Below are 15,655 nucleotides of genomic sequence, written 5' to 3' on the forward strand. Positions count from 1 at the left end.
AGTGATGTTTTTTTTGCATTAAAAGAGTATAAAAAAACTGGTATTGATTATTCATCAATACCAGAAAGTATAGGACCTTTATAATTAGTTATTATGATTCATTTAAGAATGGAAGTAAAATTTTTATTTCTATTAAATCTGGTTTGTTTTTTGAACTAGGAATTATAAATATCTGTCAACATGAACGTCAATTGCTTTAACATACTCATTGGTTGCCACAACATAATAATTTCCCGAATCTCCTCTATACGCAACCCATGAAGACTCATTAGCTAATCCTTTTTGAATAGGTAACAAATTATGATACCTATTGTATGAATAAACTTGAGCAAAAGGTTTAGCAATGACTCTAATTACTACTTTTGCATTTCTTGCTTGAGGAATACTTTCTAAAGCATTAATTTCCGCTGCAGTTACGTGATGATCGACAATAACCATACCATTAACATTTTGACTTGATACGTTTTTACTATTCAAATCAGAAATAGTTGTTTCAGTGACATTAGAAAGAATATCGGATGATAATTTATGATCCGTAGTATCAATCGTTTTGTTCCCTAGAATCTTTTCTTGTTGAATGGAATTATCATTAACTGTACTAGCGTTTATAATCGTGTTTGTACCTATAAAACTTGTCCCTATACTTAATAAGATGGTGCTAAGAATAACACCTTGTAATTTCATGTTGTAGCCCTCCTTTTATGTAAATAACAATATCGTTTATGAGATACATCTTCAATAAATTTCATTATCTAATTTATATTATTTATATATAATGAAATTTATATTTTTTTTTTCTTTAGCAATTTATTAACATATGCTATTCTTAACTAGTAATTATATTGGAGGGGTTCTTATATGAAATATATTATTAAAATAATTGGATTGTCCATATTAATGTTTTTATTTCTTGATACAAATATTATAAAAGCGGCAAGTAAAACTTATACTTTTGAGGCTGATAATACTGTTACAATAGTATCCAATAATAACATTTATTATACGTATGAAAAGAAGAATGGTAAAATGCGGAGGCTTAAATCTAATAGAAATATATCTAAAGAAAATGGCGAACAAAACTATTGGAAAGCTAACAAAGTAGAAATAAACGGGAAGGTTTGGTGGCAGATTGCTGATAACAAATATTTAAGACCAAAAAATATATCTATCATAGACGAAAAAACGATTAATATATATAAAACAAAATATAAGAATTACACTCCTGATTTACCAGAGTACGATGGTAAGAGCATAATTCTTATTGGTGCAGATCCAAAATCTGATAGTAAAACTATCGGATTATATTCTAAAAAAAATGATAAGTTGATTTACACAGGCAATAGAGTTAATGCAGTAAAGGGAAGAACTACACAATTTTGGAAGGCAGATAAGGTTACTGTAAACGGTAAAACATACTGGCAAGTCGGGAAAAACTTATATTTTAAACCTACTAGAATAGTTGAAGTTGATATTGAGCTCGCTAAAAAGAGTAATGAAAAAATCCAAAATTTTGGCAATTATCCAGAAAAGAAATTATTAACGGGAAAAGAACCTGATACAATTTTGGTAAATAACACTAAAGGCAGTTCAGTACCATTAGTGAGTCTTCAAGGGAATGGTAAAAAGTTTCAACTAATAAATAACCGGTCATTGGCAAATAATAGTACTTGGATAGTTGGTAGAATTATGAAAATAAATGAAGTCACGTATTGTCAAGTGTCAACAAACGAATGGGTGGACGTTACCAATTATGTTATAAATCCTTATTGAAAACGTTAATTTATATACAAAAGAACCGTAATGTAATTTTCTGGAAATAAGAATCCATCAATGAAATTCTTGATTTCATTGATGGATTCTTTAAATTATTTGAATGTTGGAACAAACATAATAAATGCTTAACAATATCTAAGTAAATTATGAAAGAAGATACTATCACGAGTATATATATTGATACAGTGCTATCGTGGTACTGCTTATCAATTGAGAAAATTTTGCATGGAATTGCTTTTGAACTTTAAAGTTTATCTTAATAGACATTTTTTATTAAAAAATGGATTCAACACAAATTTTCCAAAATTGTGTTGAATCCATTTTATTTTTAGACTGTTTCATAACAGCCTGTTTTTATTGCTTGTCGTAAGAAATAGTCTAGCAAGAGCTTTTTATCTGGTTTATCCAAGTAAATATAGGATCTGGGAGCCTTAAAGTCAGGGAACTTCTGTTGGAGGGTCTCTAATGAAGTACTGGTAAATTCGGTAAGGTAGATAATAGGTATGTTGTACCCATCTTCAACCTCAACAGGGGTTCCTAATTCTAAGAACAATCCTACTGACTTATCAATTCCGGATGAATAAATAATTGCTTGTGATCTAGTATGTAAGAATCTCTTACGATGTTCGACCGTTTGTTCACCGCCAATAATTTTTTTGGCATACTTCGTTTTTAACGATAAGAGAACTATTGGCAGGTGTGGATCATATATTTCCGTTAGTCTCGTCATAGACTTTTACGAACACCTCACACAAACAAGAAATATCATCGGTAAACTTTTTGTTGGATTCAGCGTATTCTTTGGTGAAGAAATCTTCATGAACTTCACGCCAATACTTCAAACTTCGGTCTCCTTCACCTTCATGATAGGCATGTTCAGCGCTGACCAAATTAAATGGAACAACTTCTGTGACAACTGTTTTTGTGATACAAACCGGTAATTCATTAGCGTTGAGAATGATATTGTAGTCACCAACTGTTGGCATATATTCTGTCTCAGTGTACAGATCATAAGCTGAAGTTGTTGCAGTTTTGATATTTTTATCAACTAATTCAGCCAGAGTTTGGGGATCGCCGCCAAAAATAGTTATGTCTCCGATTGGATAATCTTCACGTGGACTTTTGTCCTCTAGAAATTTATCCCAGTATGCTTTGATGATCTTTTTGTCCATGAATCCAACCTCCGATTGATGAATACTATATATAAATAATATCATGTAATCCCTAACTTTAAATGGTAAATTTTAGGAATTCATCTAGTTGTCATCATTGGTATTTTTAATACTAGTAGTGATCGATGTATTTGTTCCTAGTATCTGAATATCTATGGTCATAACCTCCTAAGTAATTTTTCATTACTAAATCAGATTATCATGAAGAAAGGACTTTCACAATCTAAAAAGTGAAATTTATAATTGTATTTTTTTGATTCTAATTATTTATATAATAATATATTAAATTCTTTATAGATATAAAAAACAGCCTGAACGGTAAGTGTCAGACTGCTTTTTACTATATTACTTTAATGTTTAATAGGCAATTCAATCACGAATTCACTACCGGTGGGTAAATTGTCACGTACAAATATTTTTCCATGATGGGTATTAATTATTTGTTGGGCAATTGCTAATCCTAGACCATGTCCACCGCTATTGCGATTACGTGATTTGTCAACGCGATAGAAGCGTCCAAAAATCTTCTTTTTATCAGTATCGCTAATACCGATTCCGGTATCAGAAACAATTATCTGATACTTTGAACCTTCGATATGGTCATAGATTCTGATTGTGCCATTTTCAGGTGTGTATTTTGTAGCGTTATCTAACAAAATAATCAAGACTTGCTTGATCTTGTCACGGTCAACATTAAAACTGACGTCGGTTTTGTGATTTATATTTATTTGAAAAACCTTAGATTGTGAATTGATTATTTCCTTAAAAGGCATAATAGGATCTTTTAAGAAAAATTCTGGACTAGTGATTTCAAAGTCCATTCTGGTAGTTGCTTGATCTGATCGTGCTAAGACCAATAGATTATTAGTCAATGAATTCAAGCGATTTACTTCATCCAGCGAAACAGAAATTGATTCTGCTTCATCAATAATAGTGTTATTAGGTTTTGTCAGCATATACTCTAATTTGCCTTGAATGATTGTTAGTGGAGTTCGTAATTCGTGTGCAGCATCATTGACGAATTCACTCTGTTGTTTCCATGACTTAATGATTGGGAACATGCTAATACGAGTTAAAACGTAAGCAAGAATTAAAGCGATGACCCAGAATATAAGGAAAGTAATAATTAATATTTTTTGGAAGTTTTCAGTGGCTTGAATCTGTGTATCGATGTTTTGCATTATCAATACATAATGTCCGGCATACATTGGATTATTATTACTTTTTGATACTTTGATCAGTAGGGCACGAAAACTCATTTTTTTAACAGTGATCGTTCTTTTTTTATTCAGGTTCTTTTTATTCAAATTAATGTTTTTAAGAACTGAGTATCGGTTACCAAGACTTGTTTTGTTTAAAAGTTTTCCTTTGTCATCAAAAACTAAGATGGATGCCTGAAATGGTGCTCGCGGCTCAGGCTGTTTATCATCAGTTCTTGTACCAGGACCCTGGGGTCCAGTTTGAGTCTTAGTATCCATATTTGGTTGCTTTTTGATAGCTGTCACTTGTTCTTTAATATCTGTGTCAATACTTCGATAGGTCGAAGATTGAAATAAATTGAAGATGATTATACCTAATGTAAAGAATAAAATCGCAAAAGTTGCCATTACAGATAGAAAAAGGTGAACTTGTTGCCGACGAGTTATTTTGTTCTGTCTAGTTTTGATTTTCATCTTGGAAAATATACCCAACATTTCTAATAGTTTTGATCAAATAATCGTTCTTTGATGGACGCAGTTTTTTACGGAGATTGCTCATATAAACTTCGACAACGGTAATAGATGTATCGGAATCAAACCCCCAGATACGTTCGAAAATTTGATCTTTGGTTAGAATAGTATTTTTATTTTGCAATAAATATACTAATAAATCATATTCCTTACCATTCAAAAGAATTGATTGATCTCCAGCAGAAACCTCATGATTATTCAAATTGATTTCAATACTGTTCATTCTTAGAATCGAATCATCAGCCAATGCTCCGCTTCGTTTTAGAAGTGCTTTGACTCTAACTTGTAATTCTTCACGGTGAAATGGTTTGGTTAAGTAGTCATCAGCACCTAAGTCAAATCCATGAACCTTATCATCTAGTTCGGCTTTAGCAGTCAAAATTAAAACTGGAGTCGTAATTTTATCGGCACGAATGTCTTTGAGAATATCGTAGCCATTCATTCCAGGAAGCATTAGATCAAGAATAATTAAATCGTGAACATCTTCTGTTGCAGCAAATTTACCGCTTAAACCGTCATTCTCAATATCAACTTCAGCAAAGTCTGCCAGGAATGATGCAATGTTGTCAGCTAGATTTTCATCATCCTCGACAACTAATATTTTTATGTTTTGCATATAATTTCTCCTCATTAATACTCGTCTTAAATCAATACATTTATTATAAAGCATTTTTTTAACTTTAAGCTTAATTTAAGTTAGCTTGGATAATCTGTTCACATCGTAAGGAAAGGATGTTTAACAGATGAGAGACAAAATAATAAAGCTTAGACCTATTTTATTGTCGGTCATCGTTTACTCGATCATTTGTTTTCTCGTTAATATTACCTTTTAAGGGATTGGAGTTTGATAAATGATGGAAAACGAACCAACTCGTACTACAAAAAATAAAAAGGTGAGCATTTGGGTCCGACTGAAATTAATCAAATATGATTATTGGCTGATTGCCATTTTGATTTTAGCGGCCTTCTTATACGCATGGAATATATGGGAAGCAGGCGAAGCTAATAGTTTTTATACTGCTGCCATTGTAAGTATGACCAAGAGTTTTAAGAACTTTTGGTATGCGAGTTTTGATCCTGCGGGATTTATTACGGTGGATAAACCACCAGTTGCACTTTGGTTTATGGCAATTAGTGCCAAGATATTTGGTGTTCATGGTTGGAGTGTTGTATTACCATCAATTCTCTTTGGAATTGCTTCGGTATACTTAATCTATAACTTAGTTCATAAGAGATTTGGCAGGGTTCCAGCTCGTATTGCTGCCTTGATTATGACCTTAACACCTATTGCAGTCGCAGATTCTAGAACTAACAATATGGATGCGACCCTGATTTTCTTCTTATTACTGTCGATATATTTTGTTCAAAAGGCAGTCTTTAAGAGTCAACAAAGATATTTATGGATAGGTTTCGCATTAATGGGCGTAGCCTTTAATGTCAAAATGTTACAGGCATTCATGATTTTGCCAGCTTTGTATTTTTATTATTGGATAGCAACCAATATTGGTTGGAAGAAGAAGTTGGCACATTTAGGAATTGCAACGATATTTTTAGCGGTATTTACATTGATTTGGCCGTTGTCAGTTGATATGACAAGTGCGTCGAGTCGTCCGTATGAAGGTGGATCTGAAACTAATTCAGCTTTGGAACTTGCCTTTGGATACAACGGTACACAACGTTTGTTAGGACAAACAACTGGTACAGGTGGAGCATTCCCCGGTATGGGGTCTAGTTCGAAGAAGAGCTCTAGCTCGAAGAGTATGACACCACCAAGTGGAACTTCGAAAAAGTCATCAAGTTCTTCGTCAACTACACCACCTGCTAAACCAAGTGGTTCATCAAGTACTAAGAAATCATCCACAAATGCACCAACACCACCTAACGGAGCTGAAGGTATGCAAGGTGGTGGACCTGGTGGAAGTAACAAGGGTGGTACTGGCGGCGCTGGTGGTGGAGCATTCAGCATTGGTACCGTTGGACCATTTAGATTATTTGGACTTGATTTAGGTCCTCAAATCAGTTGGCTGTTGATCATAGCTATTTTAGGTTTGATCTCTAGTTACTTCTACTATCGTGGGTCCAAGATGAAGAAGTGGTGGTCATTGACACCGCAACGTAAGGAATTATGGCTCTGGGCCGGCTGGTTAGTTCCAGTTTATGGATTCTTCTCAGTTGCTAGTTTCTTCCATCCCTATTACACAATTATGTTGGCACCAGCCATCGCTGTTCTTGGCGGGGTTGGTATATACACAATGATCAAGCAATGGAAAGAAAAATCAGCTTGGTCGATGCTCTTGCCAGTAGCGATACTGTCGACGGCCGCGTTACAAGCATGGTATGTGGCACAGTATTATTCAGTTTTGGCATGGGTCTTACTGGGATTGGGAGTCCTAGTTTCAATACCATTATTCGTATTACCTTGGATTGCTGCCAATTTGAAATCTAAACATGTTTGGCCAATCGCTGGTGTTATCTTGGTTATGTTAGCACCATCATTCTGGTCACTAACACCAACACTAGCAGGTGAATCAGCACAGATTCCAACGGCTGGACCTTCACTACTAGAACAAGGTGGCGGAGGTATGGGTGCGAGTGCTGGAGGTATGGGCAGTTCTACCGATTCGACCTTACTCAAATACCTTGAGAAGCATCAAGGAAATGCTGAGTATCTGTTTGCCACAGATGATTCGAGTACAGCAGCCCCATATATTATTTCTACTGGTAAGGCAGTTATGGCCATTGGTGGATTTAATGGAACTGACAAAGCTATCACACTCAAGCAATTTAAGAAGTTAGTTAAAGAAGGAAAAATTAAGTATTACTACTCTGGTGGTAAAACTGGCGGAAGTAACAGTGAAATTGTTAGCTGGATCAAGAAGAATGCCAAAAAGATCAAGTTAAGCAGTTCAACTTCGGCAACATCATCAATTACGACAAGTACCAAGACAAGTGGCTCTAGCGAAGCAGCACCAACTGGTACTCAAGGTGCCGCTCCAAGTAACGCAGGTGGGACTCCACCATCTGGTTCAGGAACTGCTCCAAGTGGAGCCCAAGGTGAAATGGGTGGTACACCACCAAGTGGTTCATCTAGTTCATCAACTAAGAAGAAACCTTCTAAGAAGCCATCTGGCACCGGCAGTACTGCACCTGAAGGAATGGGCGGTATGACTGGTGGACCTGGAGGTTCTTCTGGAACACTTTATGATTTATCAAGTATTTATGATTAGCATTAAATGAAAGGATGAGTGCTCATGTCTCAATTAATTTCAATTGTCCTACCAGTATTCAACGAAGAGCCTGGGATTCAGGCAACTATCGATACACTATTAAATTTTACGGAACAACAAAAAGAAGATTATGAATTGATTTTTGTTGATGATGGATCTAAAGATAAATCAGTTAAAATTATCAAACAAGCAATCGAATTACATTCAAATATTAAATTAGTCGAGTTTTCACGTAACTTCGGGCATCAACTGGCTATAACAGCTGGATTGCAATATACCAGTGGGGATGCCGTTGTTGTTATGGATGCTGACTTGCAAGATCCGCCTGAGGTCATCCCTCAGATGATCGAGAAGTGGCACGAAGGTTATGACATTGTCTATGGCAAGCGAATGCAACGTGACGGTGAAACTGTCTTCAAGAAGTTCACTGCAGCGATGTTCTATCGAACATTTAAGCGACTAGCAACGATTGATATGCCACTAGATACTGGTGACTTCAGATTGATGAACCGCAAGGCCGTTAAGCAACTGCAAAAGTTGCATGAGCAAGATCCCTTTGTTCGTGGACAAGTTACGTGGATTGGTTTCAAGCAGACTAGTGTCAAGTATCATCGCCAAGAACGTATTGCAGGTGAAACTAAGTATCCATTATCTAAGATGATAAAATTGGCGATTGATGGAATTACCTCTTTTTCAATGAAGCCATTGCAGTTTGCTAATATTTTCTCAGTTGTACCAATTGTCAGTGGAGTGTTCTATTTAGGATATTTATTTGCAACAGGCAGATATACCGCTTCATCAGTTGGCATAACGATCCTCTTATTCACCTTAGGATTGTTACTATTATCCGTTGGGATTTTAGGCAGTTACTTAGGTAGAGTTCTTGATCAGGTAAACAATCGCCCTAGATTTATCGTAAGTGAGACAGAAGGATTTCAAGAACGGAACAAAGGCATACACCACTTAGATGCAAGACAAATGCATAACTAGTTGAAAGATGACATAATGATACGTTTGATAATTCTAATAACAAGTTTAGTAGTTGTAGTAGGAGTCTTATTCTTACCGACTGATATCAGTAATAATCAGGCAAGTAATAATATAAAAAAGAAAAAGTTTAAGAAAGGAAGTGAGGATTAGTTCTCCCATAAGATTTTTCAAACCATAATTAGCTTAGAAAAAAACATGTTGAAACAAATTTGAATTATTTGAGTTTAGATACTTTTTAAACTTACTTCAATGTGTTAAAGTAATGTTAAATTTGGTAGGTAATGCAATTGTCACAGGACAACTGAATACCAAATTGAACATGAACTATCCCATTCATTGAAGAAGCTGACGATAACCCAGTCGTCGGCTTTTTTTGTGTTTTTAGTGGAGAAAAAGTTTTTGTTTGTGTTTCCGATAAAAAAATATTCCACCTGCCGTGGGGACCGGTTCCAGCCAAAAGACGGTCTGGAACCTCGACTTGAAGCTTTGCATGGACCGCAAATCTCCAAGCTCGTCCCGTGGTGTAAGGCCAGATAAACCGCCGACCTAATGCCACTTTCACGGCTGGTAAAATATTTTTTAATCTCCATATTTTATAGTAGTAATTCTTGATGTGCTGCTGTTTGTGTATTCTTACTATTACTGAAATTAAATATCTAAGTATTTTTAGCTGGAGGAGGGAAGGGATGAGCCAGCTATGGTAGTGCTGTTGAACGGTGGTTTCCCGTTCTTACAGCACAGGGCGATTTTTGAAATTTGCGGTTCATGCGAAGTTCAAAAACGAGATTTCAGACCTTGGCTGAAATCGGTCCTCATAGCAGGCTCAATCACTTCACTCCGGAAGCGGAAATAGAAAGAAGAACAAGACAAAAAAGGCTCCAGATGAATGAACCTCATCCAGAACCTCTGTATTAATCACCATTATAAATAGAATTTTTAACAATCACATAGTCAACTTTTCTAAGCGAATCGAGAGTTCTACCACCAGCATATGAAATTGCCGATTGTAGATCTTCTTGCATTTCATTTAAAGTACCACTGATAGGACCTTTGTATGGTGCCAGCATCTTTTTACCTTCGACATTTTTATAGACACCTTTTTGGAATTGAGATGCAGAACCGAAGTATTCTTTGTATTCTTTACCGTCTTTTTCAACTAATTCACCTGGTGATTCAGTATGTCCGGCGAATAATAGGCCAATCATAACCATACTTGCACCGAAACGAATAGATTTGGCGATATCGCCATCATTTCTAATACCACCGTCAGCAATAATAGGTTTACTTGCGGCTTTGGCACAGAGTCTGATAGCGGCAAGTTGCCAACCACCAGTACCGAAGCCGGTTTTAAGTTTTGTAATACATGCTTTACCAGGTCCAATACCAACTTTTGTAGCATCGGCTCCGGCATTTTCTAATTCACGGACACCTTCAGGCGTACCAACATTACCAGCAATTAAAAATGATCCAGGTAAGTATGATTTAACGCACTTGATCATTTGGATTACACGATCACTGTGACCATGGGCAACGTCGATCGTGATGTAGTCTGGTGTCAATCCTTCATGCTTCAAGGTATTAATGAAGTCGAACTCTTCATCCTTAATACCTACACTTATAGAAGTGTATAATCCTTTAGCCTGCATATTTTTAATAAAATCAATTCGTTTTTCAGGTTGGAAACGATGCATGACATAAAAATAGTCATTTGCAGCCAATTTTTCAGCCAGATTTTCATCGATAATGGTTTGCATATTAGCAGGAACCACAGGGATTTTGAAAGTCCGTGGACCAAATTTGATGCTTGTGTCGCATTCTGAACGACTATCCACGATACATTTATTCGGAATTAGTTGGATATCTTCATAGTCAAAAACTTGCATATATTTATTCACTCCAAAATACGAACAATAATTATTTTTATATTGTATTTCGTTCGCATATATAATTTAACTGGTATATTGCTAAATGTCAATTAAAAAATCTGTGATACCCCTTTATTTCAGGGGGTGTTTTCTAGTACAATTTATAGGTAAATTAAATTTACTTATATTGTTTTATAAATGATTGACAGCAACAAATGAAATTGGTATTATCGTTCTATTATTAAAAAACACCATGAGAGTGGCGCTAGTTAATAACTCGCCAAAAATTGGTATATACAAAATAGGAGTGGTTATTGTGCATAAGTATTCTGCTGAAGATATTAAAAAGATGACAGTTGATGAAAACGTCGAATTTATTTGTTTGATGTTTACAGATATCAACGGAATCATCAAGAACGTTGAAGTACCAGTATCTCAAATCGATAAGGTACTTGCTAACAAGATTACATTCGATGGTTCATCTATCGATGGATTCACACGTATTGAAGAAAGTGACATGCTATTGCACCCAGACCTTTCAACATGGTTGATCTTCCCATGGGGATCAGAACATGGAAAAGTTGCACGTTTGATCTGTGATATTTATTCAACAAATGGTGAACCATTTGCAGGTGATCCTCGTGTTAACTTACAACGTATTGTTAAGAAGATGCACGGCATGGGTTATACTAACTTCAATATTGGGCCAGAACCTGAATTCTTCTTGTTTAACACTGATGATAAGGGTCAACCAACTCTTCAATTAAATGATGATGGTAGTTATTTCGACTTTTCACCAGTTGATTTAGGTGAGAATGTTCGTAAGGATATTGTTTTGAAACTTGAAAAGATGGGCTTTGAAGTTGAAGCCAGTCATCATGAAGTAGCACCTGGACAACAAGAAATTGATTTCAAATATGAAAATGCACTTTCAGCAGCCGACAGCATTCAAACTTTCAAATTAGTAGTTAAGACTATTGCCAAGGAAAACGGTATGTATGCAACATTCATGCCAAAACCATTGCAAGGTATCAACGGATCAGGAATGCACATCAATATGTCACTATTCAATGGTGATGAAAATATCTTTGGTGATGCTAATGATATGTTGTCAGATGTTGCTAAACAATTCATGAGTGGTATCTTGACACATGCTCGTGCACTAACTGCTATCAATAATCCAACCGTTAATTCATATAAGCGTCTAGTTCCAGGATTTGAAGCACCAACATATATTGCTTGGTCAAGCAAGAATAGATCACCTCTTATCCGTGTACCTGCGGCCAAAGGTAAGTCAAAGCGTGTTGAGATGCGTAGTGTTGATCCTACAACCAATCCATACTTAGCTATTGCATGTATTCTTGATGCTGGACTTGACGGAATTAAGAATAATTATGACTTAATGCCAGAAGTAAAAGAGAATATTTATGAAATGTCAGAAGACAAACGTCGTGAAGAAGGAATTATCGATCTACCTTCAACATTGCACAACTCACTAAAAGCATTGCGTAAAGACGAATTTGTCCAAGCTTCACTTGGTAAGGGACTAACAAATAGTTTCTTTGCAGCTAAGAATGAAGAATGGGCTCGTTATCAACAAACGGTTTCACAATGGGAACGTGATACTTACATGCCATTGTATTAATAGCTATGAGACAAGTTGTCAATATGAGTGCTTGTCTCTGGACTTGATGGGGATTTTGATGTTAATATTTGGCGTAATCAAAATTCTGATTACTGCTTTCCCCCAGAGAGCAAGATACACAGGAGATGCAATGTTAAAGTTGTGTCTCTTTTTTTGTATCATGATATTTAATATTTGTAATATGATATAATTTCATGTGAATTTTCATTTTTAGAAACTTATATTTTGTTGAGAAGGTTTAGTTTTGATTGGGAAAAAATCTAAAAAGTTTAATCTTTTAATTGTTTTAGTTGCAGCGGTCTTAATGATGTTGAACAGGGTAATGACATCAAGTACAATGCCAGAATATGGTAGTAATGATTTGCGTTACTTGGCGTATCAGCTATTGGTTTCATTTTCTGTTTTGGGATTTAATTTAATACCGCTTTATTTTGGATATTATGAATCTTCGTTTAGAAAAGGGAGATTTACCAGTGGAATAGGTAGGTATGTCCTATATTATGTGATTGCTATTCTGACGTTTGATGCTTTTTTGGTAACAAAATCTGTCAATTTGATTTGGCGCAACTTTTGGGGAATATTATTCCCCATTAGTTCTAATATTTTTGCTTATGGCGCTTCGATCGTTCTAACGATGTTGTTAGCACCATATCTGTTTGAGTATTTGAATAAACAAAAAAATACCGTTGTCAGAAGAATTCTAGTGGTCACCACGATTCTATTTGTGGTTATGCCAACAATTTTTAGCAAAGATCTGTGGTTTTTTGAATCTGGCAGTAACCCAATGTGGATGTTGTATTTGATGCTTCTAGGTTATGTCATCAGACGCTTTGACTGGATGTCTAAGATTCATTTCAAATTTATTCATCTAATCGTCAGTGCTGCTATTTATTTTGGTCTGACATACTTAATGGAGCAAATATCTTATATGATTCGTGAGAATGTTGAAACTATGACACGTTTCAATGTTCCTAATTCTATTTTTGCTATGTATTTGACTTTGAGTATTTTTATATTCGGTATAGCTATTTCTAAAAAAATAAAAATTTCAGCTAATGTTGTGGCAGCGTTTCTGATATCAACACAAGTTGTCATTAATTGGGAACCAAATGTTACTTTGATAGAAAAATATTTAACAAGTTTCACGATCACATCAACTAAACAGTGGTTGGTTGAATTAGCCAAGGGTGGAATAATTATTTTTGTGGCATCGGTCGCAATGGCGATTGTTCTAACTCTTATATCGATGATTCCATGGTTTAAGAAACTTGCTAGTGCATTGTCATTTAGTAGCTTTGATGAATTTATGGCTAAGTTACGAGGAGTTGGTAAGTGGATAGTTGCACGTAAAGAGATTTTTTATTCAGCGCTGTTCTTTTATCTTGTTACGATGATTCAGATGTTCTCTGTTTCACCATTCAAAATCAAAGTTGGTGTCGCAACTTGGCAACCGGCAATACTGTTTATTCCATTCAATCGTCAAGCGGCAGTTGTTTTGAATACTGTTATCGTGATGGCGTTCTTACTACTTATTTACGTTATAACCAAACGTTTTTGGTATTCATTCGCAATAACTTTGATTATCGAATTAGCGTTAGGAATTGCAAATTATTTGAAGATGCCATTGCGTAATGAACCTGTCTTACCATCTGACTTACAGATGCTGGGTGGGATGAAAGATATTTTAGGGATGGTTGATCCCATTGTCTTGATAATTGGCTTTGCTTTGATATTTGTCTTCATAATTGTCGCTATTTTCTTGCAACATAAATATAAACAACAATCAATTTTGAGGATGAGATGGCAAGGACGCATTGTTTCGACTTTATTATTAGCTATATTCTTGTCTGGTGCTTTTTTTGTTAATCACGATGGTTCAGTACCATTCACGATTTTTAATATGTCTGGTATTAATCGTTTCTTCTATAATCAAGAATTAGGTGCACAGATCAATGGTCCAATTGTGCAGTTCATTAATAATGTTGATACAAAGGTCATGGATGAGCCAGAAGGATATAGTAAGGCCGAAGTTGAACGTGTTATGAAGAAGTATGATAACGAAGCAAAAAATATTAACCAAACTCGTAATTCATGGGCGAAAGATCAAACCTTTATCTTTAATTTGAGTGAAAGCTTCAGTGATCCCGCTCGTGTACCTAACCAAACGATTTCTTCAGATCCGATGCCAAATATTCGAAATATTAAAAATAATACGACGTCAGGATTAATGATGTCGACTGGATATGGTGGAGGGACCGCCAATATTGAATGGGAGTCGTTGACTGGACTAGACTTGAGCAGTTTGTCACCAACGTTACCAACCCCATATACGCAATTAGTCGATAATCAAAATATTGCACCGAATATTACTAATTTGTTCGATGAAAAAGTTGCAGTTCATCCTTATGTGGCATCACTTTATAATCGTAAGAATGTCTTCAAAAAATTTGGATTCCAGAAATTCTACTATGTTGGAAGTAAGTATAAGCTGAAATATACTCATAAGATTGATGAAAGCCCATATATTGACGATGAATCAGCTTACAAAGACACATTAGATGTTATTGATAAGTCGACAAATAAGACGCAATTTATTCAACTATCAACGATGCAGAATCATATGCCATTCAATGATTATTACGAAAAACATGATTATACAATTGGAGGTACTGCCGCACCTGATGTATATAAGGAGCGGGTTGAGTATTATTCACAAGGCTTGAATTATACTGATAAAGCAACGAAAACCTTCCTTGCCAAATTGGATAAAATTAATAAACCAATAACTTTGGTCTGGTATGGGGATCATTTGGCATCATTGTTTGATAATGATTCAATGGATGAATATGGTATTCAATTACACCAGACGGATTACTTTATTTATAATAACAAGTATATTCGTGATCGTACTAAGCAGAGTGCTGTCCAAGTTATTTCACCATATGAATTCTCAGCGTTAGCAATGAAACAAGCAGGAATCAAGGTCAGCCCGTATTACGCTATGATGACCAAGGTTACTGAAGAATTACCAGCTGCGACAACTAATACAGCTGATAATGGCTCTAACGCTTTCAATGGTTCACAAGTCTTCATTACTGATGATAGTAAGAAAATCAAAGCTGATAAATTAACAGCTAAGCAGAAAGAAATATTGCATGATTACAAGATTATTCAATATGATATTACTGCTGGTAATCAGTATTCAGCTAAGTGGGCCACACAAAAAGTTAAATAATAAAAAGTGAGCAACCTG

General features: G+C 35.4%; 11 protein-coding genes. 5 read left to right on the forward strand and 6 right to left on the reverse strand.

The window, feature by feature from the left end:
- Positions 1 to 162 precede the first annotated feature (162 nt).
- Positions 163 to 684: a hypothetical protein gene (locus EKM68_RS11575; RefSeq protein ID WP_125590938.1), complete on the reverse strand. Its 522-nt coding sequence runs from the start codon at positions 682 to 684 to the stop codon at positions 163 to 165.
- A gap of 174 nt (positions 685 to 858) precedes the next feature.
- On the opposite strand from EKM68_RS11575, the gene EKM68_RS11580 reads away from it, so the two are divergent.
- Positions 859 to 1,770, forward strand: coding sequence for an SLAP domain-containing protein (locus tag EKM68_RS11580; protein WP_125590940.1), 912 nt, complete (start codon positions 859 to 861; stop codon positions 1,768 to 1,770).
- Between the two features lie 331 nt (positions 1,771 to 2,101).
- Here the strand turns inward: EKM68_RS11580 and EKM68_RS11585 are convergent, their stop codons facing one another.
- The 4 genes from EKM68_RS11585 to EKM68_RS11600 form a co-directional block, all read right to left on the reverse strand.
- Positions 2,102 to 2,503 (reverse strand): hypothetical protein, encoded by a 402-nt coding sequence (locus EKM68_RS11585; RefSeq protein WP_125590942.1) that lies wholly within the window; start codon positions 2,501 to 2,503, stop codon positions 2,102 to 2,104.
- Positions 2,478 to 2,945 carry an ASCH domain-containing protein gene (locus EKM68_RS11590; protein ID WP_125590944.1) on the reverse strand — a complete coding sequence of 156 codons (468 nt, stop codon included), beginning with the start codon at positions 2,943 to 2,945 and terminating at the stop codon, positions 2,478 to 2,480. Before EKM68_RS11590 ends, EKM68_RS11585 begins: the two co-directional genes overlap by 26 nt.
- A 350-nt stretch (positions 2,946 to 3,295) precedes the next feature.
- Positions 3,296 to 4,618 (reverse strand): sensor histidine kinase, encoded by a 1,323-nt coding sequence (locus tag EKM68_RS11595; RefSeq protein WP_164509430.1) that lies wholly within the window; start codon positions 4,616 to 4,618, stop codon positions 3,296 to 3,298.
- Entirely contained in the window at positions 4,602 to 5,291 is a 690-nt protein-coding gene (locus EKM68_RS11600) for a response regulator transcription factor (RefSeq protein ID WP_125590948.1), read from the reverse strand. Before EKM68_RS11600 ends, EKM68_RS11595 begins: the two co-directional genes overlap by 17 nt.
- Before the next feature lie 238 nt (positions 5,292 to 5,529).
- Here EKM68_RS11600 and EKM68_RS11605 point away from each other — a divergent pair, with 238 nt between their 5' ends.
- Together EKM68_RS11605 and EKM68_RS11610 are read left to right on the forward strand one after the other, a co-directional pair.
- A complete protein-coding gene (locus EKM68_RS11605; protein WP_125591017.1) occupies positions 5,530 to 7,902 on the forward strand; it encodes a glycosyltransferase family 39 protein in 2,373 nt (790 codons plus the stop codon).
- 24 nt (positions 7,903 to 7,926) lie between these two features.
- Positions 7,927 to 8,892, forward strand: coding sequence for a glycosyltransferase family 2 protein (locus EKM68_RS11610; protein ID WP_125590950.1), 966 nt, complete (start codon positions 7,927 to 7,929; stop codon positions 8,890 to 8,892).
- Between the two features lie 911 nt (positions 8,893 to 9,803).
- Here the strand turns inward: EKM68_RS11610 and EKM68_RS11615 are convergent.
- Entirely contained in the window at positions 9,804 to 10,775 is a 972-nt protein-coding gene (locus EKM68_RS11615; protein WP_125590952.1) for a GMP reductase, read from the reverse strand.
- 298 nt (positions 10,776 to 11,073) lie between these two features.
- Between EKM68_RS11615 and glnA the strand changes: the two genes are divergently transcribed.
- Both glnA and EKM68_RS11625 read left to right on the forward strand, forming a co-directional pair.
- Entirely contained in the window at positions 11,074 to 12,402 is a 1,329-nt protein-coding gene (gene glnA / locus EKM68_RS11620) for a type I glutamate--ammonia ligase (RefSeq protein ID WP_318530730.1), read from the forward strand.
- 244 nt (positions 12,403 to 12,646) lie between these two features.
- Positions 12,647 to 15,637: an LTA synthase family protein gene (locus tag EKM68_RS11625; protein WP_125590954.1), complete on the forward strand. Its 2,991-nt coding sequence runs from the start codon at positions 12,647 to 12,649 to the stop codon at positions 15,635 to 15,637.
- Positions 15,638 to 15,655: the final 18 nt, after the last annotated feature.

This window comes from Companilactobacillus jidongensis (assembly GCF_003946575.1).
GTDB classification, from domain to species: Bacteria; Bacillota; Bacilli; order Lactobacillales; family Lactobacillaceae; genus Companilactobacillus; species Companilactobacillus jidongensis.